The 24,088-nt window shown below is 70.7% G+C and carries 24 protein-coding genes and 5 tRNA genes; 9 read left to right on the top strand and 20 right to left on the bottom strand.

The window, feature by feature from the left end:
• Positions 1-487 precede the first annotated feature (487 nt).
• Complete coding sequence (locus LJ657_RS24250; RefSeq protein WP_232650846.1) at positions 488-2,185, bottom strand: DAK2 domain-containing protein; 1,698 nt, start codon at positions 2,183-2,185, stop codon at positions 488-490.
• Positions 2,186-2,438: 253 nt separating this feature from the next.
• Between LJ657_RS24250 and rpmB the strand changes: the two genes are divergently transcribed.
• The 3 genes from rpmB (at position 2,439) to LJ657_RS24235 (ending at position 6,989) form a co-directional block, all read left to right on the top strand.
• Complete coding sequence (gene rpmB / locus LJ657_RS24245; protein ID WP_009190838.1) at positions 2,439-2,624, top strand: 50S ribosomal protein L28; 186 nt, start codon at positions 2,439-2,441, stop codon at positions 2,622-2,624.
• A 113-nt stretch (positions 2,625-2,737) separates the two neighbouring features.
• Positions 2,738-5,734, top strand: a complete 2,997-nt coding sequence (locus tag LJ657_RS24240) for an AfsR/SARP family transcriptional regulator (protein ID WP_232650845.1) — start codon at positions 2,738-2,740, stop codon at positions 5,732-5,734.
• A gap of 34 nt (positions 5,735-5,768) precedes the next feature.
• Positions 5,769-6,989, top strand: a complete 1,221-nt coding sequence (locus tag LJ657_RS24235) for an FAD-dependent monooxygenase (protein ID WP_232650844.1) — start codon at positions 5,769-5,771, stop codon at positions 6,987-6,989.
• Here the strand turns inward: LJ657_RS24235 and thiD are convergent.
• Both thiD and LJ657_RS24225 read right to left on the bottom strand, forming a co-directional pair.
• A complete protein-coding gene (gene thiD, locus LJ657_RS24230; protein WP_232650843.1) occupies positions 6,964-7,770 on the bottom strand; it encodes a bifunctional hydroxymethylpyrimidine kinase/phosphomethylpyrimidine kinase in 807 nt (268 codons plus the stop codon). The genes LJ657_RS24235 and thiD overlap by 26 nt on opposite strands.
• Complete coding sequence (locus tag LJ657_RS24225) at positions 7,767-8,732, bottom strand: thiamine-phosphate kinase (protein ID WP_232650842.1); 966 nt, start codon at positions 8,730-8,732, stop codon at positions 7,767-7,769. Before LJ657_RS24225 ends, thiD begins: the two co-directional genes overlap by 4 nt.
• A 206-nt stretch (positions 8,733-8,938) precedes the next feature.
• Here LJ657_RS24225 and LJ657_RS24220 point away from each other — a divergent pair, with 206 nt between their 5' ends.
• The gene (locus LJ657_RS24220; RefSeq protein ID WP_003997603.1) at positions 8,939-9,172 is read left to right on the top strand and encodes an Lrp/AsnC family transcriptional regulator; all 234 of its coding nucleotides are present in this window, start codon (positions 8,939-8,941) and stop codon (positions 9,170-9,172) included.
• A gap of 20 nt (positions 9,173-9,192) precedes the next feature.
• Positions 9,193-9,684 carry a DUF3515 domain-containing protein gene (locus LJ657_RS24215; RefSeq protein WP_232650841.1) on the top strand — a complete coding sequence of 164 codons (492 nt, stop codon included), beginning with the start codon at positions 9,193-9,195 and terminating at the stop codon, positions 9,682-9,684.
• Positions 9,685-9,790: 106 nt separating this feature from the next.
• On the opposite strand, the gene LJ657_RS24210 is transcribed toward LJ657_RS24215, so the two are convergent.
• The 3 genes from LJ657_RS24210 to LJ657_RS24200 are packed head-to-tail and all read right to left on the bottom strand — an operon-like array spanning position 9,791 to position 12,779.
• The gene (locus tag LJ657_RS24210; protein ID WP_232650840.1) at positions 9,791-10,948 is read right to left on the bottom strand and encodes a D-alanine--D-alanine ligase family protein; all 1,158 of its coding nucleotides are present in this window, start codon (positions 10,946-10,948) and stop codon (positions 9,791-9,793) included.
• A gap of 59 nt (positions 10,949-11,007) precedes the next feature.
• Positions 11,008-12,018: an NAD(P)H-dependent glycerol-3-phosphate dehydrogenase gene (locus LJ657_RS24205; RefSeq protein ID WP_232650839.1), complete on the bottom strand. Its 1,011-nt coding sequence runs from the start codon at positions 12,016-12,018 to the stop codon at positions 11,008-11,010.
• On the bottom strand, positions 12,015-12,779 hold the full coding sequence (locus LJ657_RS24200) for a lysophospholipid acyltransferase family protein (RefSeq protein WP_232650838.1): 765 nt from the start codon (positions 12,777-12,779) through the stop codon (positions 12,015-12,017). The genes LJ657_RS24205 and LJ657_RS24200 overlap by 4 nt, the downstream gene beginning before the upstream one ends.
• 156 nt (positions 12,780-12,935) lie before the next feature.
• Between LJ657_RS24200 and cofC the strand changes: the two genes are divergently transcribed.
• Both cofC and LJ657_RS24190 read left to right on the top strand, forming a co-directional pair.
• A complete protein-coding gene (gene cofC / locus LJ657_RS24195) occupies positions 12,936-13,574 on the top strand; it encodes a 2-phospho-L-lactate guanylyltransferase (protein ID WP_232650837.1) in 639 nt (212 codons plus the stop codon).
• A 206-nt stretch (positions 13,575-13,780) separates the two neighbouring features.
• Complete coding sequence (locus tag LJ657_RS24190) at positions 13,781-13,984, top strand: hypothetical protein (RefSeq protein WP_232650836.1); 204 nt, start codon at positions 13,781-13,783, stop codon at positions 13,982-13,984.
• Between the two features lie 80 nt (positions 13,985-14,064).
• Here LJ657_RS24190 and LJ657_RS24185 read toward each other — a convergent pair whose 3' ends face one another.
• The 4 genes from LJ657_RS24185 to leuC form a co-directional block, all read right to left on the bottom strand.
• A complete protein-coding gene (locus LJ657_RS24185; RefSeq protein WP_232650835.1) occupies positions 14,065-14,721 on the bottom strand; it encodes an HU family DNA-binding protein in 657 nt (218 codons plus the stop codon).
• A 137-nt stretch (positions 14,722-14,858) separates the two neighbouring features.
• Complete coding sequence (locus LJ657_RS24180; protein WP_232650834.1) at positions 14,859-15,089, bottom strand: SCO5555 family protein; 231 nt, start codon at positions 15,087-15,089, stop codon at positions 14,859-14,861.
• Between the two features lie 265 nt (positions 15,090-15,354).
• A complete protein-coding gene (leuD, locus tag LJ657_RS24175) occupies positions 15,355-15,948 on the bottom strand; it encodes a 3-isopropylmalate dehydratase small subunit (RefSeq protein WP_232650833.1) in 594 nt (197 codons plus the stop codon).
• A 5-nt stretch (positions 15,949-15,953) separates the two neighbouring features.
• The gene (gene leuC / locus LJ657_RS24170; protein ID WP_232650832.1) at positions 15,954-17,384 is read right to left on the bottom strand and encodes a 3-isopropylmalate dehydratase large subunit; all 1,431 of its coding nucleotides are present in this window, start codon (positions 17,382-17,384) and stop codon (positions 15,954-15,956) included.
• A gap of 188 nt (positions 17,385-17,572) precedes the next feature.
• Here leuC and ndgR point away from each other — a divergent pair, with 188 nt between their 5' ends.
• Positions 17,573-18,289 (top strand): IclR family transcriptional regulator NdgR, encoded by a 717-nt coding sequence (gene ndgR, locus LJ657_RS24165; protein ID WP_010984119.1) that lies wholly within the window; start codon positions 17,573-17,575, stop codon positions 18,287-18,289.
• Between the two features lie 85 nt (positions 18,290-18,374).
• Here ndgR and LJ657_RS24160 read toward each other — a convergent pair whose 3' ends face one another.
• On the bottom strand, positions 18,375-18,908 hold the full coding sequence (locus tag LJ657_RS24160; RefSeq protein ID WP_232650969.1) for a DUF4188 domain-containing protein: 534 nt from the start codon (positions 18,906-18,908) through the stop codon (positions 18,375-18,377).
• 88 nt (positions 18,909-18,996) lie between these two features.
• Here LJ657_RS24160 and LJ657_RS24155 point away from each other — a divergent pair, with 88 nt between their 5' ends.
• Positions 18,997-19,644, top strand: coding sequence for a MerR family transcriptional regulator (locus LJ657_RS24155; RefSeq protein WP_232650831.1), 648 nt, complete (start codon positions 18,997-18,999; stop codon positions 19,642-19,644).
• A gap of 50 nt (positions 19,645-19,694) precedes the next feature.
• Here the strand turns inward: LJ657_RS24155 and LJ657_RS24150 are convergent.
• The 9 genes from LJ657_RS24150 to LJ657_RS24110 all read right to left on the bottom strand — a co-directional run bounded on the left by LJ657_RS24150 (position 19,695) and on the right by LJ657_RS24110 (position 23,970).
• Positions 19,695-19,767 (bottom strand) — tRNA-Glu (locus tag LJ657_RS24150).
• A gap of 28 nt (positions 19,768-19,795) precedes the next feature.
• Positions 19,796-19,867 (bottom strand) — tRNA-Gln (locus LJ657_RS24145).
• A gap of 20 nt (positions 19,868-19,887) precedes the next feature.
• A tRNA-Glu gene (locus LJ657_RS24140) sits at positions 19,888-19,960 on the bottom strand.
• A 29-nt stretch (positions 19,961-19,989) separates the two neighbouring features.
• A tRNA-Glu gene (locus tag LJ657_RS24135) sits at positions 19,990-20,062 on the bottom strand.
• 39 nt (positions 20,063-20,101) lie between these two features.
• Positions 20,102-20,173: transfer RNA gene (locus tag LJ657_RS24130), tRNA-Gln, on the bottom strand.
• Between the two features lie 91 nt (positions 20,174-20,264).
• A complete protein-coding gene (locus LJ657_RS24125; RefSeq protein WP_232650830.1) occupies positions 20,265-21,008 on the bottom strand; it encodes an HAD family hydrolase in 744 nt (247 codons plus the stop codon).
• Positions 21,005-21,589, bottom strand: a complete 585-nt coding sequence (locus tag LJ657_RS24120; protein WP_232650829.1) for a DUF4241 domain-containing protein — start codon at positions 21,587-21,589, stop codon at positions 21,005-21,007. The genes LJ657_RS24125 and LJ657_RS24120 overlap by 4 nt, the downstream gene beginning before the upstream one ends.
• Before the next feature lie 118 nt (positions 21,590-21,707).
• On the bottom strand, positions 21,708-23,192 hold the full coding sequence (gltX, locus tag LJ657_RS24115; RefSeq protein ID WP_232650828.1) for a glutamate--tRNA ligase: 1,485 nt from the start codon (positions 23,190-23,192) through the stop codon (positions 21,708-21,710).
• The gene (locus LJ657_RS24110; RefSeq protein WP_232650827.1) at positions 23,185-23,970 is read right to left on the bottom strand and encodes a fumarylacetoacetate hydrolase family protein; all 786 of its coding nucleotides are present in this window, start codon (positions 23,968-23,970) and stop codon (positions 23,185-23,187) included. Before LJ657_RS24110 ends, gltX begins: the two co-directional genes overlap by 8 nt.
• Between the last annotated feature and the right edge of the window lie 118 nt (positions 23,971-24,088).

The raw sequence follows: 24,088 nt of genomic DNA, 5'->3' as shown, positions 1-24,088 counted from the left end.
CCGCCAGGACCGGCAGCCTCGCACCCACCGGGACCAGACTCCCGCCCACCAGGAACAACAGGCTCGGCCAACCAGGACCGCCAACAGCCTCGCCCGGCAGGGCCAGGTGCCTCGCGCCCGTCACGCCCAGCAGAACCACAGAGGCCGGCAGCTCCCGCCCGACAGGCACCACGGCCCCCGCGCCTACCAGGACCGGCAGCGGAGGAAGCGCACAGATCGGGCGCTCCGGGACCGGCTGAGGCCGGAAACCCCGGCCCAGTCGCCATCCGAGACAGACGAACCACAAAGACCAGCCGTCCCAGCGCCAAGCAAAGCCCCAGACCCGAACCAGCCGCGACCAGGAACGGACGGACCGCAGAGACCGGAGGCCCCGCCGCCGACCAAGGCCAGAAGCCCGCCCGAGCCAGGGCCGAAGCGGAAGGCGGAAGGCCGTGAAGATCACGAGCCCCGGCCCCGGGAGAGGCCAGGTGTGGAGGGGGTGTGGGTGCTACTCGACGCCGATCAGTAGCAGTGCTCCCTGGCGGCCGCCGCGGTACACCACCGTGTCGACGGCCAGGTAGGACTCGCGCACGCGTGCCTCCAGGCGGTCGGCCACCGACTCCGGGGCCTCGTCGCCGAGGACGAGGGTGACCAGTTCGCCGCCGGCCTGGAGCATGCGGTCGAGGACGCCTTCGGCGGTGACGATGACGTCGGAGCCGATCACGGCCACGTCGCCGTCGATGAGGCCGAGGACGTCCCCGGCCTGGCAGATTCCGGCCATGGTCCAGGACTGGCGCTCGGCCACGGCGATCTCGGCGTAGCGGGTGGCGCCGGCCGCCGAGGTCATCGACACGACGTCCTCGTCGAAGCGGCGCTCCGATTCGTGCACGGCGAGGGCGGCGATCCCCTGGACCGCGGAGCGGGTCGGGATCAGGGCCACCCGGATGCCCTCGGCCCGTGCCTGCTCGGCCGCCGCGGCGGCGGTGTGGCGCAGGTCGGCGTCGTTGGGCAGCAGCACGACCTCGCGCGCGTGGGCCCGCCGTACGGCGTCGACGAGTTCCCCGCTCGCGGGCGGCTCCCCTGGGCGCGCGAGCACGGTGGTCGCGCCGGCCTGGCTGTACAGCCCGGCCAGTCCCTCGCCCGGCACGACGGCCACGACCGCCCGCTGGACCTGCTCCCGATGCGGTCGCTGCCCGCCGGTGGTGTGCACGTCACCGAGACCGAAGTGGGTGATCCGGATCCGGTAGGGCCGCCCGGCCTCGACGCCCGCCTCCACGGCGGCGCCCGCGTCGTCCACATGCACATGGACGTTCCACAGGCCGTCGCCGCCGACCACGACCAGCGAGTCCCCCAAGGTGTCGAGGCGGGCCCGCAGCCGCTCCACGGCGGCGTCCTCGGCCTCTAGGAGGTAGATCACCTCGAAGGCAGGGCCGCCCTCCTCCGGAAGGGAGACGCAGTCCTCGGCAACGAGGGCACCCTCGGCCGCGGCCGCATCGATGACCTGCACACGCGCGTGCCCGCCGGAGACCCCGATGGCCGCCTGTGCCTCCCCCGTGAACGTCTCCACCAGCGCCGCGAGCACCGCCACCAGCCCGCGCCCGCCGGCGTCGACCACCCCGGCCCGCCCCAGCACGGCCAGCTGCCCCGGAGTCGCGGCCAGCGCGGCGCGCGCTCCCTCGTGGGCCGCCCGTGCCACCACCGCGCAGTCGCCCTCGGCTCCTGCGGCCGCGTCCGCGGCGGCGGAGGCGACCGACAGGACCGTGCCCTCGACGGGGTGTGCCACGGCCTGGCGGGCGGAGTCGGCCGCGTGCCGCAGCGCGAGCCGGAGGCCGGAGCCGTCGGTGTGAGGCGTCTCACCGTCGCCGGCCAGCACCTGCGCCATGCCGCGCAGCAACTGGGCGAGGATCGTCCCGGAGTTGCCCTGGGCGCCTATCAGCGCCCCGTGCGCCATCGCACGCGCTGCGTCGGCGAGCGAAGGCTTCCCGGCCGCGTCGGCGCCCACCTCGTGGGCCGCGAAGACCGCCTCCACCGCCCCGACGGCGGACTCCACGGTCAGATAGAGGTTGGTGCCCGTGTCACCGTCCGCCACGGGGTAGACGTTGATCGCGTCGATCTCCTCGCGCGCGCGGCCGAGCGCCTCCAGCGCGAGGCCGCACCAGGTGCGCACCGCGAGAGCATCGAAGAATGTCTGCGGCACCTGCGCCACCTGCGCCTCCTTGAACTTCCGGACTGGACGCAGCGTAGACCCAGGGCCGGTGCCCGCCGGAAGAGGGCCGGGAAGAGCCCTGATCAGGCATGGTAGTTTCGTTGTACTGGCGCAGTCGTTGTATGCTGCTCCGGTTGCCCGATCCTGATCGGGCCATCCCCTGGCACCGCCACTCAGATCTCTGATCCTACGATCTTGATCCCGGCATGCCGGGATCCAACCGTAAGTGCATCTGAAGTCTTTGGAGTGACCCGTGGCTGCCAACTGCGACGTCTGCGGCAAGGGGCCGGGCTTCGGCAACAACATCTCGTTTTCGCACCGCCGTACGTCCCGTCGCTGGAACCCGAACATCCAGCGCGTCCGTACCGTGGTCGGCGGGACGCCGAAGCGCGTGAACGCTTGCACCTCGTGCATCAAGGCCGGCAAGGTCTCGCGCTGACGCACAGCTAAGCGCGCGGCCACTGCTGGTTCGCTGCACTGAGCCGGTCCACCTCAGGGTGGACCGGCTTTTTGCTGTACCTGACAAGGCGGCGGGCCTGACAAGCTGGTCGCATGCGCTTCGGCATCCTGGGCCCCCTGGAGGCACGCACCGACGACGGCGCCCCCGTCGACCCCGGCGGTCCCCGCCCCCGGGCCCTGTTGACCCTCCTGCTGCTCGACGCGGGCCGGTCCGTCTCCACGCATCGGCTGATCGACGGCCTGTACGGTGCCGAGCCGCCCACCAGGGCCGCCAACGCCCTCCAGTCACAGATCTCCCGTCTGCGCAGGCGTCTGGCCCCGCACGCGGAGATCGAGGCGACCTCGACCGGATACCGCATCGTCACCCCTCCCGACACGGTCGACGCCCTCCGGTTCGAGCAGCTGGCCGCGCAGGCACGCACCGTTGCCGGCGATCACCGGCTGGCCGCCGCACAACTGAGGGAGGCCCTCGCCCTGTGGCGCGGCCCCGCGCTGCCCGACCTCCCGGACGCGCACGCCGAGGCCGCCCGGCTCGACGAGATCAGGCTGGCCGCCGTACAGGACCGGATCGAGGCGGACCTGGCACTCGGCGGCGGCCCAGAACTCGTACCTGAGCTGCGGGCGCTGCTGTCGGCCCACCCGCTGAGCGAGCGGATGTACGGGCAGCTGATGCGGGCGCTGCACGCGGGCGGGCGGCCCGCCGAGGCGCTCACGGTGTACGAGGACGCCCGGCGCACCCTCGCCGACGAACTGGGCGCCGATCCCTCGCGCGAACTGTCCGCGCTGCACCTGGAGCTGCTCCAGGGCTGCGAGCCCGAGCGGCGCCGCCTCCCGGTCCAGCTCACCCGTTTCGTGGGCCGCGAGAGCGAACTCCACCGGATCGCCGACCTCTTGGCGGACGCCCGGCTGGCCACGATCACGGGCCCGGGCGGTGCGGGCAAGACCCGGCTGGCGATCGAGGCGGCGAACCGGCACACCGACGTCTGCTTCGTCGAGCTGGCCCCGCTCACCGACGGCAAACAGATCCCGTACGCCGTCCTCACGGCGCTCGGCGTGCGTGAGGGGTTCCGCACGGCCACGGCCGACAGTACGGACCGGCTGCTGGCCGCCCTGGAGGAGCGCCGGCTGCTTGTCGTGCTCGACAACTGCGAGCACCTGGTCGAGGAGGCCGCCCGGACCGCCGCGCTGCTGCTCGCCTCTTGTCCCGGCGTGCGCGTCCTCGCCACCAGCCGCGAGTCTCTCGGGATCACGGGGGAGGTCCTCGTCCCGGTGCCGCCGCTGCCGCCGGAACTCGCGGTGCGGCTCTTCGCCGACCGGGCCCGGGCCGTACGCCCCGGGTTCGAGGCCCACGCGCGCGTGCCCGGCATCTGCGCCGCCCTCGACGGGCTCCCGCTCGCCATCGAGCTGGCGGCGGCCCGGCTGCGCACCCTGACCCCGGACGAGCTGGCGGACCGCCTGGACGACCGGTTCCGCGTGCTGTCCCGGGGCGACCGCTCCAAGGCACCCCGGCACCGCACCCTGCGCGCCGTCGTGGAGTGGAGCTGGGACCTGCTGGACGAGGAGGAGCGGGAGCTCGCGCGGCGGCTGACGGTGTTCTCCGGGGGCGCGACCCTGGAGGCGGTCGAGGCGGTGTGCGCGCTGCCGTACCCCGAGGACGTCCTGGCCTCTCTGGTCGAGAAGTCGTTCCTGGAGGTGTCCGAGGGGCGCTACCGGATGCTGGAGACGATCAGGGCGTTCGCCGCCGAGGACGTGCCGGACCCGGACCACCTGAAGGACGCGCACGCCGGGTACTTCCTTCGGCTGGCCGAGCAGGCCGAGCCGTACCTCCGCGGCGGCGGCCAACTGCCCTGGCTGGCCCGGCTGGCCGCCGAGCGCGGCGACCTGGACGCGGCACTGCGCCATCTCGTCCGGGCCGACCCCGCGGACGCGCTGCGTCTGATGGGCCTCCTGTCCTGGTTCTGGCGGCTGCGCGGGCTGCACGGCGAACAGGTGCCGACGGCCCGCGAGCTGCTGGCCGCCGTGGGGGACGCGCCGCCGCCGGGCCTGGAGGAGGAGTACGTGCTGTGTGCCATCAACGCGCTCTCCGCCGATGGCGGCCATCCTGTCGGCCAGGACGGTCTCCTCGCGCGCGTGGACGCCGTCCTGAGCGCGTACGAGGGGCCGCTGCGGCTACCGTACGTCTTCGTTTTGTGGTCGCTCGCGGCCGGCCCCCGGCCGGCCACCAACGACCGGGCCCTGGCCCTGGCCGGCGGCGCCCCCTGGGTCCGGGCGCTGCTGGACGTGGGGCTCGGCTTCCAGGATCAGTTCGCGGGGCGGGCGCGGGAGGCCGAGGAGCGCTTCGCCCGTGCGCTGGCCGGGTTCCGCACCACCGGTGACCGGTGGGGCATGGCCAACTGCCTGGATCCGCTCGGGATGTTCGTCCACGCGCGCGGGGAGTCGGCCCGCGCGCTGGAGTTCCTGGACGAGGGGCTGGCGTACGTGCGGGAGCTGGCCGCGCCGGAGGAGACCGCCGATCTGCTGCGCAGCCGCGGGACCGTACTGCTGCACCAGGGGGACACGTCCGGCGCGGCGGCCCACTTCGAGCAGGCGATGGCACTCGCGCGTGGCGCCGGTCTGCCCGACAAGGTGGCGAGCGCACGGCGCGGCCTCGGCGACACGGCCCGTCTGTCCGGGGACACGGCACGCGCGCGCGTGCACTACGAAGACGCCCTGGCGGCGTGCGCGGCCAACTGGTTCAGCGTCGGCGAGACGGTACGGATCATCGTGGGACTCGGCCGTACGGCTGCCGCCGAGGGTCACACCGGGCAGGCCCGCGACTGGTTCCGGCAGGCCGCCGAACTCGCCGCCGAGGGCCCGGGCGACCTCGAACTCGCCGACTGCGCCGAGGCCTTGGCATCGGTCGCCGGGTCCCCGGAGCGGGCCGCCGTCCTGCTCGGCGCGGCGACCGGCCTGCGCGGCATGCGCGTCGAGGGCGACCCCGATGTCGTACGCACCGAGCAGGACGTACGCGCGCGGCTGTCACCCGAGGCGTACGTCAAGGCCTTCGAGCAGGGCCGGAGCCTGCGGTCAGCGGCGGTCAGCGGACGGTAGGAGGACGGTCAGCGCCGCCGTCGAAGCTCACCCCATGACGAAGACACGGAGCACGACGAACACACAGAGCCTCAGCCACCTGAACGTCCTCATCTCCGGCGCCAGCGTCGCCGGCCCGGCCCTCGCCCTCAACCTGCTCCGCCACGGCGCCCGCGTCACCGTCGTCGAGAAGGCGCCGGAACTGCGCGGCGGCGGCTTCGCGGTCGACTTCCGCGGTCACGTCCACCGAACCGTCCTCACCGCCATGGGCATCTGGGACGAGATCCACGCCCGCCAGACCCACATGGGCCGTCAGATCGTCGTCGACGCGGACGGCTCCCCGAAGGTGGACCTGCCCGCGGAGATGATGAGTGGCGACGTCGAGATCTTCCGGGGCGAGCTCGCACGGATCATGTACGAGCGCACCAGCGACCGCGTCGAGTACGTGTTCGGCGACTCGATCGCCACGCTCACCGACACGGCCGACGGTGTCGACGTCACCTTCGAGCAGGGTCCCGCCCGCCGCTTCGACCTGGTGATCGGCGCGGACGGCCTGCACTCGAACACCCGCGCCCTCGTCTTCGGCGACGAGTCCCACCACCTGCGCTTCTTCGACCACTATGTGGCGGGCTTCGAGGTCCCCAACCACCTGGGCCTGGACCGCACCGGCCGAACCTACAGCGAGCCCGGCCGCGCGATCATGATCGGCAACTACGACGGCGCCCCGGACCGGGCGGGCGCCCTGCTGGTCTTCCGGTCGGAACCGCTGTCGTACGACCGCCGGGACGTCGCAGGGCAGAAGCGGATCCTCGCCGAGCGGTTCGCGGGGACGGGCTGGGAGGGGCCGAACGTCCTCAAGGCCCTCGAACAGACCGACGACCTCTACTTCGACGCGATCGCCCAGATCCATGTCGACCGGCTCACCAAGGGGCGCGTGGCACTCCTCGGAGACGCGGGCTACGGGGCGACCATGGGCGGCATGGGGACGGGCGTGGCGATCGTCGGCTCGTACGTCCTCGCCGGTGAACTGGCGCTCGCGGGCGGGGACCACCGTACGGCGTTCGCCGCGTACGAGGCCCGGATCACCGGCTTCGCGAAGGGCTGCCAGAAGACCTCGGGCAACGCGGGCCCGTTCTTCGCGCCGCCCACCGAGCGGCGCATCCGCAGCCGGGACCGCATGTACCGGCTGCTGGCCTCCCGCCCGCTGGCCGCCTTCTTCAAGAAGATCACCGAGAAGTCGGCGACCGACATCAAGCTCCCCGACTATCCCGCGTAAGGGCCCACCCGTGGTCCACGGGCCCGATCCCCCCGCCGAGCGCGAACCCCGCGGCGATCGCCCCGGTGACGTACTCCTTGGCCGCCACTACCGCCTCCGGCACGGACTGCCCCTTCGCGAGCTGCGACGCGATCGCCGACGCGAGGGTGCAGCCCGTGCCGTGCGTGTGCCGGTTGTCGTGCCGGGGGGCGCGCAGCCAGTGCTCCTCGGAGCCGTCGGTGAGCAGATCGACGGCGTCTGCGGGCAGATGGCCGCCCTTGACGAGCACCCAGCGCGGACCGTACGACAGCACGGCCGCGGCGGCGGCGCGCAGATCCGACTCCGACTCGACGTGCACACCGGCGAGTTGGGCCACCTCGTCGAGGTTCGGCGTCGCGACGGTCGCCGCGGGCAGCAGCTTCGTCCGTACGGACTCCAGCGCGGAGGCCGCCAGCAGCGGGTCCCCGTGCTTCGAGATGCCGACCGGGTCGACGACCACGGGGGCGTCGGTCGCCGCGATCAACCCGGCGACCGTCTCGACGAGTTCGGCCGAGGCCAGCATCCCGGTCTTGACCGCCTGTACGCCGATGTCATCGACCACACTCCGGTACTGGGCCCGCACGGCCTCCACCGGGAGCTCCCAAGCCCCCTGCACGCCGCGGGAGTTCTGCGCGGTGACCGCGGTGACGACGCTCATGCCGTGCACGCCGAGCGCGAGCATCGTCTTCAGGTCGGCCTGGATCCCGGCCCCTCCGCCGGAATCGGAGCCCGCGACCGTCAGCACCCTGGGCGGGGCGCTCATGACTCGATGTTTCCGAAGTGGTCCCAGCCGCCCTTGCTGGTCCACGGCGCCCCGTCCACCGTCACCTGGGGCAGCGCCGAGGGGTTGAGGACCTCGCCGATCACCTTCCAGCGGGCGGGCAGCTTCACGTCCGGCGGGAAGGTCGCCACGATCGCGTGGTCCTCTCCCCCGGTCAGCACCCACTGCATGGGGTCGACGCCGACTGCCTGCCCGATGTCGTTCATCTGGGACGGGATGTCGATCGCACCGGAGCGGATGTCGATACGGACCTTGCTGGCCTCGGCGATGTGCCCCAGGTCGGCGATGAGTCCGTCGCTGACGTCGCACATCGCGGTCGCGCCGAGCCCCGCGGCCGCCGGGCCCGCGTGGTAAGGCGGCTCGGGTCGCCGGTGCGCCTCCACGAACGCGCGCGGCGAACGGAAGCCCCGGGAGAGCACCGCGTAACCGGCGGCGGACCAGCCCAGCCAGCCGGTCACCGCGACCAGGTCGCCGGGCTGGGCGCCGCCCCGGGTGATCGGCTCCTGGTTACGCAGATCGCCGAGCGCGGTGATCGACACCACGATCGTGTCGCCCCGTACGACATCGCCGCCGACCACGGACGCGCCCGCGACCTGGCACTCGTCGCGGATGCCGTCCATCAGCTCGCTCGGCCAGGTCACCGGGAGTTCGGCGGGCACCACCAGGCCGAGCAGCACTGCGGTCGGTACGGCACCCATGGCGGCGATGTCCGCGAGGTTCTGCGCAGCGGCCTTACGTCCGACGTCGTAGGCGGTGGACCAGTCGCGGCGGAAGTGCCGTCCCTCCAGGAGGATGTCGGTGCTGGCCACGACCCGTCGGTCGGGCGCGGCCACCACCGCGGCGTCGTCGCCGGGGCCGACCCGGACCGCCGGGGTGGTGGTGAGACGGGAGGTGAGCTCCCTGATGAGCCCGAACTCCCCGAGCTCACCAACAGTGCCCTTCATTGCCCTTGCTCCCCTTCTGTCCCTTGCCGTGCCCGGTCGCGCGTCATCAGTGTCCTCGATACGGTCGAGGTGACCGTCAGCCTCTGCCGTGCCCGCACCCCGGCGCGCAAGCCCCGGCCCCCGCGGGTCTCCCCGCGGCGAGCAACGACGCGATACCGTGGCGTTCCTTTTCCCCACATGATCCTCGTGGCCGCCCTGGAGGTTCCGTGGTACAGGCGTACATCCTGATCCAGACGGAGGTCGGCAAGGCGTCGACCGTCGCCGAGACGATCAGCAAGATCCCTGGAGTCATCCAGGCCGAGGACGTGACAGGACCTTATGACGTGATCGTGCGGGCCCAGGCCGACACCGTGGACGACCTCGGCCGCATGGTGGTCGCGAAGGTCCAGCAAGTGGACGGCATCACCCGCACCCTGACCTGCCCGGTCGTCCATCTGTAGCCCCCGTCTACCCTGGGCCGGTGAAGTTCTTCCGTCACCGGCGCCGCATCCTTGTCGGGCCGCCCGTCCTCACCCTGCTGATCACCGCCGCGGGCTGCTCATCAGCAGACGACGCCGCCCGGGCCGCGGTTCCCAGCCCGGGCACGAAGGTCGCCGAGTTGTGCCGAAACCTGGACAAGGTGCTGCCGTCCAGGGCCGACGGTCAGAGTCGCCGGGATCCCGAGCCCGCGTCCGCGCTGACCGCGGGCTGGGGGAACCCGGCGATCATACTGCGCTGCGGTGTTCCGCGGCCCGCGGAGATGAGTGATCCGGAGGCCGACGGGGTCGAGGTGGACGGCGTGGGCTGGCTGCTGCAGAAGCAGGACGACGGGTCGTTCCGCTTCACCACGACCCTGCGCAAGGTTTATGTCGAGGTGAGGATCCCGGCGGGGCGGGCCGGGGATGGCATGGCGCCACTGGTTGATCTGGCGCCTGCCATCAAGAAGGCGATACCGGCGGGTGTTGCCGACTGATCGCCGTGGGCGTACCGGTCATACGTCGACTGCGGGTCGTGTGTGGTTGCTCGCACCCACGCGGCGGTAGCCGCATGCGATACAGCCCCGCGCCCCTTCGGGGCGCTCAGCGCAGGCCCGTTGACCTGCGCAGTGCCGCCTGGATCAGCTTGTCCACCAGCTCGGGGTAGCTGACGCCGGTCGCCTGCCACATCTGGGGGTACATCGAGATCGGGGTCATGCCGGGCATCGTGTTGATCTCGTTGATCACGAACTCGCCGTCCTCGGTGAGGAAGAAGTCCGCGCGCACCAGGCCCTCGCAGGACGCGGCCTCGAAGGCGTCGACCGCGAGCCGCTGCACCTCGGCGGTCTCCTCGGGCGTCAGCGGCGCCGGCACGATACCCGGCGTCGAGTCGATGTACTTCGCCTCGAAGTCGTAGTACGCGTGCGCGTCCGGCGGCGGGATCTCGGAGGGCACGCTCGCCCGCGGACCGTCCTCGAACTCCAGCACCCCGCACTCGATCTCGCGGCCGCGCAGCGCCGCCTCCACGAGGATCTTCGGGTCGTGCCGCTGCGCCTGAGCGATCGCGTCGCCGAGGCCGGCGATGTCGTCGACCTTGGTGATGCCGATCGACGAACCCGCGCGCGCGGGCTTCACGAAGAGCGGCCAGCCGTGCTCGCCGGCGAAGTCGACGATCTTCTTGCGGGCGGCCGGCTCGTCCTGCTCCCACTCGCGCGGCCGGATCACCACGTACGGGCCGACCCTGAGCCCGAAGGAGGTGAACACCCGCTTCATGTACTCCTTGTCCTGGCCGACGGCCGAGGCGAGCACGCCCGACCCCACGTACGGGACGCCGGAGAGCTCCAGCAGGCCCTGCAGGGTGCCGTCCTCGCCGTACGGGCCGTGCAGGACGGGGAAGACGACGTCGACCTCCCCGAGCGCCTTGGGCACCGATCCGGGCTCGCTCACGACGACTTCGCGGTTGCCGGGGTCGAGGGGGAGCACCACGCCGCCCTCGCCCGACTCGGCCACGTCGTCGACCTCGGGCGTACGGCGGTCGGTGATCGCCATGCGTTCGGGCTCGTCGGCGGTGAGGGCCCAGCGGCCTTCGCGCGTGATGCCGATCGGCAGGACGTCGTACTTGGTCCGGTCGATGGCCTTGAGGACGGCGCCGGCGGTGACCACGGAGATCCCGTGTTCGGAGCTGCGTCCGCCGAACACGACGGCCACGCGCGGCTTGCGAGGCGGCTGCTCAGGGCTCTGGGGGAGGTTCTCGGTGCTCATATCGCGTTGAGAGTACCCGTTGGTAGAGCCCCGATACAGCGTCGACTCAGCAGGTTCGCTCAGCGTCGTTCGGGCTTCGCGCTGCGCGACATCAGCTCCTTGAGCGCGACCACTGGAGGCTTGCCCTCGTGCACGATGTCCACGACGGTCTCGGTGATGGGCATCTCCACGCCGTGCCGGCGGGCCAGATCCGCAACGGACTCACAGGACTTGACGCCCTCGGCGGTCTGCTTGGTGACCGCGATGGTCTCCTGCAGCGTCATGCCCTTGCCGAGGTTGGTGCCGAAGGTGTGGTTGCGCGACAGCGGCGAGGAACAGGTCGCCACCAGGTCGCCCAGGCCCGCGAGTCCGGAGAAGGTCAGCGGGTCGGCGCCCAGCGCGATGCCGAGCCGGGTGGTCTCGGCGAGACCGCGCGTGATGAGTGAGCCCTTGGCGTTGTCGCCGAGGCCCATGCCGTCCGCGATGCCGACGGCGAGGCCGATCACGTTCTTGACGGCACCGCCCAGTTCGCAGCCGACCACGTCCGTGTTCGTGTACGGCCGGAAGTACGGCGTGTGGCAGGCGGCCTGGAGCCGCTTGGCGACCGCCTCGTCGGTGCAGGCGACGACGGCGGCGGCCGGCCTCCGGGCGGCGATCTCACGCGCGAGGTTGGGCCCGGTGACGACGGCGATCCGGTCGGCGCCCACCTTGGCGACGTCCTCGATGACCTCGCTCATCCGCATGGCGGAGCCGAGTTCGACGCCCTTCATGAGGGAGACGAGGATCGTGTCGGGCGCGAGCAGCGGCGCCCATTCGGCGAGGTTGGCGCGCATCGTCTGGGACGGCAACGACAGGACCGTGAAGTCGGCGCCCGCGGCGGCCTCGGCGGGGTCGGTGGTGGCCCGCAGGTTCTCCGGAAGCTCGACACCGGCCAGGTAGTCGGGGTTGGCCCGGGTGGAGTTGATCGCGTCCACGACCTCCGGCCGGCGGCCCCAGAGGGTGACCTCGCAGCCGGCGTCGGCGAGCACCATCCCGAAGGCCGTGCCCCATGAACCGGCGCTGAAGACAGCCGCCTTGACCGACTTGCTCACTTGGCGCTCTCCTCTTCCTGACCGCTCTGCGTCTGCGTCCTGCGCCGCTGCTCGATCCGCTCACGGCGCGGGTCGTACGGCGTCTCGGGCGCCTTCTCGCCGCGGATCTCCTCCAGCTGGCGGGTGATGGCGGCCATGATGACCGCGGTCGCCTCCTTCAGGAGGTCCGGGGTCATCTCCTTGTCGTAGAAGCGCGAGAGGTCGACGGGCGGGCCGGCGAGCACGTGGTGGGTCTTGCGCGGGCGGATGTTGGGCTTCTTGGCGTACGGCGGCAGCAGTTCGTTGGCGCCCCACTGAGCGACGGGGATCACCGGGCACTTGGTGGTGAGGGCGACGCGCGCGGCACCCGTCTTGCCGGTCATGGGCCACTGTGCGGGGTCCCGGGTGATGGTGCCCTCGGGGTAGAAAGCGACGCACTCGCCGCGCTGCACCGCGTCGATCGCGGCGCGGAACGCGCTCAGCGCGTCCGTGGTCTCGCGGTAGACGGGGATCTGTCCGGTGCCGCGCATCGCGGCACCGACGAATCCCTTCTTGAAAAGGCCGCTCTTCGCCAGGAATCGCGGAACCCGTCCGGTGTTGTACTGATAGTGCGCATACGCGAAGGGGTCCGCATGGGAATTGTGGTTCACCGCGGTGATAAATCCGCCGTCGGCCGGAATGTGCTCCATTCCGCGCCAGTCCCGCTTGATCAGAACCACCAGTGGCGGTTTGCAGAGCACCGCTGCGAAGCGGTACCAGAAGCCGATTCTGCGGCGGGGCACGCGGACACCTTCCTCTAGGGCCTTCGGGGGCCGCACAAGTGTCGCCCCAGGCCGCCGGTCTGTCGAGAACACCGTACGCCCCGACGACGCGACTGCCAGATGGTCCAGGTGACGGCTGAGTGACAATGGCCGCGACAAGAGAGGGACGGAACACCGGTGCAGTGGACCTTGGTCATACCCCTGAAACCCCTGACTCGCGCCAAGAGCAGGCTCTCGGACACCGCGGCCGAAGCGCTGCGCCCCGGGCTCGCCCTCGCCTTCGCCCAGGACACCGTGGTGGCGGCCCTGGCCTGCCCGGCAGTCAGGGATGTGGCGGTCGTCACGGACGACGCCCTGGCGGGCCGCGAGCTCACCGCGCTGGGCGCGCGGATCGTCCCGGACGAGCCCCAGGGCGGCCTCAACGCGGCCCTGACGCACGGCGTGACCGCAGTACGCGCCATACGCCCCGGAAGTCCCGTTGCCGCCCTGAACGCCGATCTCCCGGCGCTGCGGCCCCTGGAATTGTCCCGGGTCCTGGACGCGGCCGAACAATTCCCCCGCGCTTTCCTCGCGGACGCGGCTGCAATCGGCACGACCTTGCTGGCCGCAACCCCCGCCCACGAATTGCTCCCGGCATTCGGCCCGGATTCCCGCGCCCGGCACCGGGCGTCCGGCGCCGCGGAGCTCACCCTCGGGGACGTGGATTCCGTACGCCAGGACGTGGACACGGGTGACGACTTGCGCGCCGCTCTGGCGCTGGGGGTGGGGCGGTACACCGCGGCCGTTTCGGCGGGTTTACTGATTCCCGGAACCTGAGGTACCGGTGCCGGTGCGGGAGGGGTGGGGCGCTGCTCGTTCAGAGGTGCCGCCCGCCCCCACCCGTGCCGCCCAAGCGGCACGACTGCCGCAGGCTGAGCGCCCGAAGGGGCGCCGGGAACTGCGCGACCAGCCACAACGCACCCGCAGTCGGCAGGACGGTCGCACCCCGGCGACGAGGCGCCGCAGGCACTACGCTGGCCGCCATGCAAGCCACCGCCTACACGTACGACGCCGCCACCCGAACCGGCAGCGTGCTGCTGGACGACGGCACCCCCGTCCCCTTCGACGCACCCGCGTTCGACGCAGGCGGCCTGCGGCTGCTCCGCCCCGGACAACGGGTCCGCATCGAGACCGACGGTGAGGGCGAGGCTCGCCGGATCACCCTGGTGACACTGCAAACCCTCTGACGGGGCCCCCGAACACGCCGCGGGCCGGACTCCGACACGGAGTCCGGCCCGGCGCGTGAGTGCCCCTGTGCCCTTACCTCTTACCTCTTGCGGGCCGTGGCCGTCTTGGCGGTGGTGGTCTTGCGAGCCGTCGACTTCTTGGCGGGGGCCTTCTTGGCCGTCGCCTTCTTCGCCGGGGCCTTCTTGGCGGTCGCCTTCTTGGCCGTCGTCTTCTTCGCCGCGGACGTCTTGGCGGCGCCCGTCGTCTTCTTGGCCGTCGTCTTCTTCGCCGCGGACGTCTTGGCGGTGGCCGTCGTCTTCTTGGCCGTCGTCTTCCGCGCCGTGGTCTTCTTCGCGGCGGCGGTCGCCTTCTTGGCGGTGGTCTTCTTCGCCGCGGCCTTCTTGACCGTTGCGGCCGCCCCACCGGTCAGGCTGCCCTTGGGCGCCTTCTTGACGGCGACCTCGCCACCGCGCGGGAGCTTCTTGGAGCCGCTCACCAGGTCCTTGAAGCCCTGGCCCGCGCGGAAGCGCGGAACGGAGGTCTTCTTGACCCGAACCCGCTCGCCCGTCTGCGGGTTGCGGGTGTAGCGGGCCGGACGGTCGACCTTCTCGAACGAGCCGAAGCCGGTGACCGAGACCCGGTCCCCGGCGACGGTCGCGCGGACGATGGCGTCCAGGACCGCGTCGACAGCCTCGGCGGCCTGCTGTCGGCCGCCCAGCTTGTCGGCAATCGCTTCTACGAGCTGCGCCTTGTTCACGTCTTCCCCTTCGGAGACATTGCCAGAACGAAAGTGTTCAAGCTTTTTCGCACGTTAGGCAGATATATACCGCAAATCAAACACGAAACGGGCTAATCACCCGTGCGCCGCAACGAACTCGGCTGCCTCGAACGCGTTCAGCGGCCCTCTTCGGGGAATCGACCCTCGTCGAGGTCCGTGGTGAACGCCTCCAGACGCCTTGCCGCGTCGGCGAGATCGTGCTTGGCCGCGGCCGTAATGACCAGCAGCTTCCGGGTCAGCGCCATCCGTACGCCCTCCGGGACTTGCAGTGCGCGCACCCTTGAGTGCGCTTCCTTCAGTTGGTCCGCGACTGCCGCATAGAGCTCGAGTTGGCCGTCGTGTTCCATGCACAGATTGTGCCATCTGGGGCGAGTTGTCGCCTGCGGGGGTCGCAACTGATGCCTCAAACGGCCTTCCGGGCTCCGGCGGAAGTCGCGCCTACAAAGCTCGGCTACCCCGGCAACAACCGTCGTAACGTGGGAAGTTGGGAAGAAGTGCGAGCGCCGTCAAGGCTGTTCGGGCCCAGACACAGCTGTACCCCCGATCGGGCTGATCGGGGGTACAACGGGGGTGTTCAGCTGGCCGAAACCCGACCTGCGGAGGGGCTCCGGATCAGACCTTGAGCGTCCGCGGCTTGTACGACGGACGCTTGGCCTCGTACGCGGCGATGTCGGCCTCGTTCTGGAGGGTGATGGAGATGTCGTCCAGCCCGTTCAGCAGCCGCCAGCGGGAGTTCTCGTCCAGCTCGAAGGAGGCCGTGATGCCCTCGGCGCGCACCTCGCGGGCCTCCAGGTCGACGGTGATCTCCGCCTGCGGGTCGTTCTCGGAGAGCTCCTGCAGCGCTTCCACGATCTTCTGGTCCAGGACCACCGTGAGCAGGCCGTTCTTCAGCGAGTTGCCACGGAAGATATCGGCGAAGCGGGAGGAGATCACGGTCTTGAAGCCGTAGTTCTGCAGCGCCCAGACGGCGTGCTCACGGGAGGAACCGGTGCCGAAGTCGGGGCCGGCGACCAGGACCGTGGCGCCCTGCCGCTCGGGGCGGTTGAGGATGAAGTTCTCGTCCTTGCGCCAGGCCTCGAACAGCCCGTCCTCGAAACCGTCCCGCGTGACCTTCTTGAGCCAGTGAGCAGGGATGATCTGGTCGGTGTCGACGTTCGAGCGGCGCAGCGGGACGGCCCGGCCGGTGTGCGTGATGAATGCTTCCATGACTCTCAGACTCCAGCGGGCGTACGGGTCTCGGCGTCGGACAGGTCGGCCGGGGAGGCCAGGTGGCCCAGGACCGCCGTCGCGGCGGCCACCTGCGGCGACACCAGGTGCGTACGACCGCCCTTGCCCTGCCGGCCCTCGAAGTTGCGGTTGGAGGTCGAGGCGGAGCGCTCACCCGGGGCCAGCTGGTCCGGGTTCATGCCGAGGCACATCGAGCAGCCTGCGTGCCGCCATTCGGCGCCGGCCTCCTTGAAGACGACGTCCAGGCCCTCGGAGACGGCCTGCAGGCCCACCCGCGCGGAGCCCGGGACGACCAGCATCCGTACGCCGTCGGCGACTTTGCGGCCCTCGACGATCGCGGCCGCGGCGCGTAGGTCCTCGATCCGGCCGTTGGTGCAAGAGCCTACGAAGACGGTGTCCACCTTGATGGAGCGCAGCGCCTGTCCGGCCTCCAACCCCATGTATTCCAGGGCCTTTTCGGCGGCGTGGCGCTCCGAAGCGTCTTCGTACGAAGCAGGGTCGGGGACGTCCGCCGAAAGCGGCGCGCCCTGGCCCGGGTTGGTGCCCCAGGTGACGAACGGCGACAGCGACGCGGCGTCGATGACGACCTCGGCGTCGAACTCGGCGTCCTCGTCCGTCCTCAGCGTCTTCCAGTACGCGACGGCGGCGTCCCAGTCCTCGCCCTCGGGGGCGTGGGCGCGGCCCTTGATGTACTCGAAGGTCGTCTCGTCGGGGGCGATCATGCCCGCGCGGGCACCGGCCTCGATCGACATGTTGCAGATGGTCATGCGGGCCTCCATCGAGAGCTTCTCGATGGCGGAGCCGCGGTACTCCAGGATGTAGCCCTGGCCGCCGCCCGTACCGATCTTGGCGATGATCGCCAGGATCAGGTCCTTGGCCGTGACGCCCTCGGGCAGTTCGCCGTCGACCGTGATCGCCATGGTCTTCGGACGGGCCAGCGGCAGCGTCTGGGTGGCCAGCACGTGCTCGACCTGCGAGGTGCCGATGCCGAACGCGAGCGCGCCGAAGGCACCGTGCGTGGAGGTGTGGGAGTCACCGCACACCACCGTCGTGCCGGGCTGGGTCAGACCCAGCTGCGGGCCCACGACGTGCACGACACCCTGCTCGACGTCACCGAGCGGGTGCAGCCGGACACCGAAATCGGCGCAGTTCTTGCGCAGCGTCTCCAGCTGGGCCCGGGAGACCGGGTCCGCGATCGGCTTGTCGATGTCGAGGGTCGGGGTGTTGTGGTCCTCGGTCGCGATGGTGAGGTCGAGACGGCGCACCGGGCGGCCGTTCTGACGCAGACCGTCGAAGGCCTGCGGGCTGGTCACCTCGTGCAGGAGGTGGAGATCGATGAAGAGGAGGTCGGGCTCGCCCTCGGCGCGCCGGACGACGTGGTCGTCCCAGACCTTCTCCGCGAGTGTCCTACCCATCGCTTTCCCTCCGGCCGGCAAACGTCCACCGGCCCAACTAGAGATCTTGAGGAGACGGCACCCGGCCCCAATTCACGGGCATCCGTCATCCGGCCCGTTCGGTCAGCGGGCCGCTGTGCATACAAGGGTTGCGCGTCTCACGAAAAAAGGAACTTGCGTTTCACAGAGTGAGACGTGAGTATCGTTTCATGGACAACAGTAGCGGCGTGGGCGTTCTGGACAAGGCAGCCCTTGTCCTCAGCGCCCTGGAGTCCGGGCCGGCCACCCTCGCGGGACTGGTGGCGGCCACCGGACTGGCACGACCGACGGCCCACAGACTGGCCGTGGCCCTGGAGCACCACCGTATGGTGGCACGCGACATGCAGGGCCGTTTCATCCTCGGCCCCCGGCTTGCAGAGCTGGCGGCGGCGGCGGGCGAGGACCGCCTCCTCGCCACGGCGGGCCCGGTGCTGACCCACCTCCGGGACGTCACGGGCGAGAGCGCCCAGCTCTACCGCCGCCAGGGCGACATGCGCATCTGCGTCGCCGCGGCGGAGCGCCTGTCCGGCCTTCGGGACACGGTCCCGGTCGGCTCGACACTCACGATGAAGGCCGGTTCCTCGGCGCAGATCCTGATGGCCTGGGAAGAGCCGGAGCGCCTGCACCGGGGCCTGCAGGGCGCCCGCTTCACGGCCACCGCACTCTCGGGCGTACGACGCCGCGGCTGGGCCCAGTCCATCGGTGAGCGCGAGCCGGGCGTCGCGTCCGTCTCCGCACCCGTACGCGGCCCGTCCAACCGCGTGGTGGCCGCCGTGTCCGTCTCCGGCCCCATCGAGCGCCTGACGCGTCACCCGGGCCGTATGCACGCCCAGGCGGTCATCGACGCCGCCGGCCGCCTCTCCGAGGCTCTGCGCCGCACCGGCTGACGGTCGCAGGCCGCACGGAACGTCAGCGAGGAGAGCCCGCCTCAACGCCGCGGCAGGCCCTCCCCGCTCCCCCGTTCCCCCCTGGTCAACCGGCCTTCTCGGCCGCCTTCTGCTCCGCCCCGCCCGTCGCCCGGTATGCGAAACGGTTCTTGGCGTACCGCCCCCGCCGCTCCAGCGGCACCTGCCCGTGCGCCCCGGCGAGCCCGAAGGCCGGCATGTCGATGTAGATCGCCTCGTACGAACCCTCGGGCACCACGTACGCCTCGTGCCACAGCCCGACATGGCCGCGCACCTTCCCCGTGCGCTCCTTGCCGTTGATGATCGACCAGGCCCGGTGATGGAACATCTCCGGCGAGTGCGCGTAGGCGTACAGCTTCTCCTTGGACTCCCAGTACTGGACGACGTAGTACGTCCGCGGCGATGCCGTCAGCATCACGCGCCCCAGCAGCCCCCGGTCATGGTTCCGCGCAAGCTCCCCAAGCATGCGGAACATCGCCAGCATGACCGGCAGCCACTGGTGCACCGCCCAGAAGTGATTGACCCGCACGCCGATGAGCAGGACCACCACATCACCTTCCGCATCCGCGGTCGTACGACCCCGTACCGGCTTCGCGAACATGGCGGCCCCCTGCGTCCTCATCGGATAGCAGAGCTATCCTTCCGGTCGACGCTTGGATAGTGACACTTCCCAAGGAGGGGCGCAAGAGATGCGGCTGGCCGAGCTCAGCGAGCGCAGTGGGGTGTCCACCGCGACGATCAAGTACTACCTGCGGGAAGGCCTGTTGGCGCCCGGCCGGCAGATCAACACGACGACCGCCGAGTACGACGAGGAGCATCTGCGCCGACTGCGGTTGGTGCGGGCGATGATCCAGGTGGGCGGGGTGCCGGTGGCCACGGTGCGCGAGGTGCTGGACCACGTCGACGACGACTCCCTGCCGCGCACGATCCGCCTCGGCGCCGCGATGTGGGCGCTGCCGCAGGTGCCGGAGCCGGACGAGGAGGACGAGTTCGTCCGGGCCGCACACCACGAGGTCAGCGCGCTGCTGGAGCAGCTCGGCTGGGAGAACGCCAAGCGGCTCTCGACCATCTCGCCCGCGTACCGCTCACTGGTGGTGTCGGTGGCCGCGTTCCGCCGGCTCGGCTACGGCTGGGGGGCGGAACTGATGGCGCCGTACGCCGAGTTGATGCACCGGACGGCCGTCCTCGACCTGGACAACATGGAGACGCACCCCTCGGAGGAGGAGCGCATCGAGTTCGCGATCCTGGGGGCGATCATCAACGAGCCGATCCTGCAGTCGCTGCACCGGCTGGCCCAGGAGGAGGAGACGGCACGGCGGTACGGCTTCGACGAGTAGCCGCCGGAGACGGCGAAGGCCCCTCGCCGAAGCGAAGGGCCTTCATGGTGTACCCCCGACCGGATTCGAACCGGCGCTACCGCCTTGAGAGGGCGGCGTGCTAGGCCGCTACACAACGGGGGCGAGGATCTAACGTTTCCGCAGATCCGAGCTGGTCTACCTGGACTCGAACCAAGACTAACTGAACCAGAATCAGTCGTGCTGCCAATTACACCATAGACCAATGTGGTTTAGACCAGTTTGTACCCCCGACCGGATTCGAACCGGCGCTACCGCCTTGAGAGGGCGGCGTGCTAGGCCGCTACACAACGGGGGCCCTAGCGATCCCGAGTTGATCGAGATCAGTACCCCCGACCGGATTCGAACCGGCGCTACTGCCTTGAGAGGGCAGCGTGCTAGGCCGCTACACAACGGGGGCTTCACGGATGACATCCGCGGTGCGGATGAGCTCCGCGAGCTGGCCTACCTGGACTCGAACCAAGACTAACTGAACCAGAATCAGTCGTGCTGCCAATTACACCATAGGCCACTGGAACGCAAGCCCCTACGGGGTTCTTGTTCTAGTTTGCTCCTCCGGTTCCCGGCCTTTCGGCCCGCTTCCCGGCGGCGCAGGAAGAACATTACCTGAAGGTGGACGGGGCTCCAAAACGGGTATCGGCGCCGAGGATCGCGGGGAGTTCGGCGAGGGAGGCGATCCGGTGCGGGCCTGCGGGTACGGCGACGAGGACGTCACCGCTGGTGTACGCGCCGTCGCGGTCGATCCAGACCGACAGCAGGCCTGCGTCGGCCGCGCCGCGTCCGTCGATCTCCGGGTGGTCGCCGACGTACGCGACCTGGTGCGGGGCCAGTTCCAGGGCGTCGCAGGCGGCCAGGAAGGCACCGGCCTCGGGCTTGGAGACACCGAGTTCGGCGGCGCAGAGGATCACCTCGAAGCGGTCGTGCACGCCGAGGGTGCGCAGCTTGCGGTCCTGGACGGTGAGGCTGGAGTTGGACAGCACCGCGTGCCGGTGGCTGGTGGCGAGGGCGTCCAGGGCGGGCAGGACGTCCGGGAAGAGGGCCCAGGCGGCCTCGTAGTAGGTCTTGTAGCGCCGGAACCAGTCGTCGGCCTCGTCGTCGGTGAGCTCCCGACCGAGGAAGAGCCGCACACGGTCCCGCCGCTGCCCCTCGAAGGAGACCTCGCCGACCGAGAACCGCGCCCAGTGGACCTCGGTGGCCACCCGCCACCGCTCCAGCGCCTCGGCCACGGCCCCGCCCTCGTCGATCAGCCCCTCGGCCACCAGATACTCCCGCATGGCCGCACGGTCCGCTCCGCTGTAGTCGAAGAGGGTGTCGTCGACGTCCCAGACCACGGCTCGGATGCTCATGATCCGACGGTAACCCCGTGGTCGGGGGCGCGTCCGGGGATCAGCGATTGCCAGGCGGGGGCGGGGGCGACGAAGAAGTCGGACCAGTCGCCGTTCTCGAAGGCGTCCCACGGCGGCCCTTCCTCCCCATGGGTCTCGGGGAAGGCGTTCTCGGCCGAGGCGTCGTAGAAGCAGCCGGTGCCGACGTCGACGCCGTAGCCGAAGAACTCGTCGTCCTTGAGCTCTGCGGGGTCCTGCTCGGGGCGCAGGGCCAACTCCCAGGTCACGGTGGGTTCGTCACGGATGACCACCCGGACCGCCGCCACGCGCGGGTGGGGGTGCTCGGCCGGGGGCTCGTCGGGGCGGGTGAGGGTGGCGACGGCCGCCTCGACCCGGTCGCGGCCGGGGTCGACGGTGACGGTGAACGGCTCGATGTCCCCGCTCCCCAGACAGACGAACGGGTCACAGGCGACCACGCGTCCGGTGGGCAGGTCGAGCGTCTCGCCGCCGGCCAGGTGGATCACGCCGGCCGTCCCGGACTGGTGGGTGAACGTGCTGCCCGGCGTGAACAGCCAGGTGCAGTCACGGGGGGACATCGGCATGACGGCGCCTTCCGGATCTCGAGTGCGAGTGAACCGGAACGCTGGTGCGCCCCACTGACAACGACGCCGAAGGGGCGGCAGCCGGGTGTCGACTGCCGCCCCTCCACGCGTGCGTGCGTTACGCCGCCAGCTTCGCCAGGGCCGCGTCGATGCGGGCCAAGGTCTTCTCCTTGCCCAGGATCTCCAGGGACTCGAACAGGGGCAGGCCGACCGTGCGGCCGGTGACGGCGACGCGGACGGGGGCCTGGGCCTTGCCGAGCTTGAGGCCGTGGGCCTCGCCGGCGGCCAGGACGGCCTCCTTCAGGGACTCGGCGGAGGTCCAGTCGGCGGACTCAAGCTTCTCGCGGGCCGTACGCAGGAGCGCGTCCGAGCCCTCCTTCATCGCCTTCGTCCAGCTCGGCTCGTCGAAGACCGGCTCGGCGAGGAACAGGAAGTCGACGTTGTCCGTGATCTCCGAGAGGACCTTCAGACGGGTCTGGGCGTGCGGGGCGACCGCCTGCCACTTGGCCTCGTCGAAGTCCTCCGGGGCCCAGGGCGCGAAGGGGGCCCGCAGCCAGGGGGCACAGCGCTGAGTGAAGTCCTTCACATCCAGCAGGCGGATGTGGTCGGCGTTGATCGCCTCGCACTTCTTCAGGTCGAAGCGCGCCGGGTTGGGGTTCACGTCCGCGATGTCGAAGGCCGCCACCATCTCCTCGACGGTGAAGATGTCCTGGTCCGCGGAGAGCGACCAGCCCAGCAGGGACAGGTAGTTGAGCAGGCCCTCCGGGAGGAAGCCGCGCTCGCGGTAGAGGTTCAGCGACGACTGAGGGTCGCGCTTCGACAGCTTCTTGTTGCCCTCGCCCATCACGTACGGCAGGTGGCCGAAGTGCGGGATCTCCTTGGCGATGCCCAGCTCCGTCAGCGCCTTGTAGAGGGCGATCTGGCGGGGGGTGGAGGAGAGCAGGTCCTCGCCGCGCAGGACGTGGGTGATCTCCATCAGGGCGTCGTCGACCGGGTTGACGAGCGTGTACAGCGGGGCGCCGTTCGCGCGCACGATGCCGTAGTCCGGGACGTTCTCGGGCGTGAAGGTCAGCTCGCCGCGGACCAGGTCCGTGAAGGTGATCGTCTCGTCGGGCATGCGGAAGCGGACGATCGGGGTGCGGCCCTGCGCCTTGTACTCCTCGACCTGGGCGTCGGTGAGGTCGCGGCAGTGGCCGTCGTAACCGGAGGGTTTGCCGGCGGCGCGGGCGGCCTCGCGGCGGGTGTCCAGCTCCTCCTGGGAGCAGTAGCAGTGGTACGCGTGGCCGGCGTCGAGGAGCTTGCGCGCGACGTCGGCGTAGATGTCCATGCGCTGCGACTGGCGGTACGGCGCGTGCGGGCCGCCGACCTCGGGGCCCTCGTCCCAGTCGAAGCCCAGCCAGCGCATCGAGTCGAGCAGCTGGTTGTACGACTCCTCGGAGTCGCGGGCGGCGTCGGTGTCCTCGATGCGGAAGACCAGAGTGCCCTGGTGGTGCCGCGCGAACGCCCAGTTGAACAGGGCGGTGCGGACCAGGCCCACATGGGGGTTACCGGTGGGCGAGGGGCAGAAACGGACGCGTACGGGGGAGCCGGGTGCGCTAGCCACGCTTGACAACCTTGTTGGTGAGAGTGCCGATGCCTTCGATGGTGACGGCGACCTCGTCGCCGACGGTGAGCGGCCCGACGCCTGCCGGGGTGCCCGTGAGGATCACGTCGCCCGGGAGCAGCGTCATGGCCTCGGAGATGTTGACGATCAGGTCCTCGATGGAGTGGATCATCTCGCTGGTGCGGCCGAGCTGGCGTTGTTCGCCGTTGACCGTGAGCTGGACTGTCAGGTCGGACGCGGTGGCGAGGTCGAGGTCCGTCTCCACCCAGGGGCCGAGCGGGCAGGAGGTGTCGAAGCCCTTGGCCCTGGCCCACTGTTTCTCGCGCTTCTGCACGTCGCGGGCGGTGACGTCATTGGCACAGGTGTAGCCGAAGATCACGTCCGCCACGCGCTCGCGCGGGACCTCGCGGCACATGCGGCCGATCACCACGGCCAGTTCGGCCTCGTGGTGCAGTTCCTCGGAGAAGGGCGGGTACTGGATCTCGTCACCGGGGCCGATCACCGAGGTGGAGGGCTTGAAGAAGGCGAACGGGGCGTCGGGCACCTCGTTGCCGAGTTCGCGCGCGTGCTCCGCGTAGTTGCGGCCGAAGGCCACGACCTTGCTGGGGAGCACCGGGGGCAGCAGCCGGACCTTGCTCAGCGGGACCTTCGTACCGGAGAGCTCGAAGTCCGCGAACGGGATGCCCTTGATGATGTCGAGGACGAGCTCGTCCGGCCTGTCGCCCTCGACCGCGCCGAAGGCGACGTTCCCGTCGATGGAGAATCTGGCGATGCGCACGGGATGCTGCGCCCCTCACTTGAGCCGGCTGGAGTCTGACGCTCCAGGCTAACGCGGGAGGGGGGCTGCGCTTCGCGTATTCGAGCCGCGAGCGGCCGCGCTGAGTGATCTACGGCCG

Source organism: Streptomyces guryensis, from assembly GCF_021261325.1.
In the GTDB taxonomy this organism is placed as follows: Bacteria; Actinomycetota; Actinomycetes; order Streptomycetales; family Streptomycetaceae; genus Streptomyces; species Streptomyces guryensis.
Note: the sequence above shows the minus strand (reverse complement) of the source record. Positions and strands in the feature narration are given on the sequence as shown.

Bases quoted from the DNA above. Each gene is read 5' to 3' on its own strand.
- LJ657_RS24160 (WP_232650969.1), bottom strand. From the start codon at position 18,908: ATGTTCGCGAAGCCGGTACGGGGTCGTACGACCGCGGATGCGGAAGGT.
- thiD (WP_232650843.1), bottom strand. From the start codon at position 7,770: ATGAGCGCCCCGCCCAGGGTGCTGACGGTCGCGGGCTCCGATTCCGGC.
- LJ657_RS24190 (WP_232650836.1), top strand. From the start codon at position 13,781: ATGCAAGCCACCGCCTACACGTACGACGCCGCCACCCGAACCGGCAGC.
- leuC (WP_232650832.1), bottom strand. From the start codon at position 17,384: ATGGGTAGGACACTCGCGGAGAAGGTCTGGGACGACCACGTCGTCCGG.
- leuD (WP_232650833.1), bottom strand. From the start codon at position 15,948: ATGGAAGCATTCATCACGCACACCGGCCGGGCCGTCCCGCTGCGCCGC.
- LJ657_RS24235 (WP_232650844.1), top strand. From the start codon at position 5,769: ATGACGAAGACACGGAGCACGACGAACACACAGAGCCTCAGCCACCTG.
- LJ657_RS24225 (WP_232650842.1), bottom strand. From the start codon at position 8,732: ATGAAGGGCACTGTTGGTGAGCTCGGGGAGTTCGGGCTCATCAGGGAG.
- LJ657_RS24125 (WP_232650830.1), bottom strand. From the start codon at position 21,008: ATGAGCATCCGAGCCGTGGTCTGGGACGTCGACGACACCCTCTTCGAC.
- LJ657_RS24210 (WP_232650840.1), bottom strand. From the start codon at position 10,948: ATGAGCACCGAGAACCTCCCCCAGAGCCCTGAGCAGCCGCCTCGCAAG.
- LJ657_RS24240 (WP_232650845.1), top strand. From the start codon at position 2,738: ATGCGCTTCGGCATCCTGGGCCCCCTGGAGGCACGCACCGACGACGGC.
- LJ657_RS24180 (WP_232650834.1), bottom strand. From the start codon at position 15,089: ATGGAACACGACGGCCAACTCGAGCTCTATGCGGCAGTCGCGGACCAA.
- LJ657_RS24155 (WP_232650831.1), top strand. From the start codon at position 18,997: ATGCGGCTGGCCGAGCTCAGCGAGCGCAGTGGGGTGTCCACCGCGACG.
- ndgR (WP_010984119.1), top strand. From the start codon at position 17,573: ATGGACAACAGTAGCGGCGTGGGCGTTCTGGACAAGGCAGCCCTTGTC.
- LJ657_RS24120 (WP_232650829.1), bottom strand. From the start codon at position 21,589: ATGCCGATGTCCCCCCGTGACTGCACCTGGCTGTTCACGCCGGGCAGC.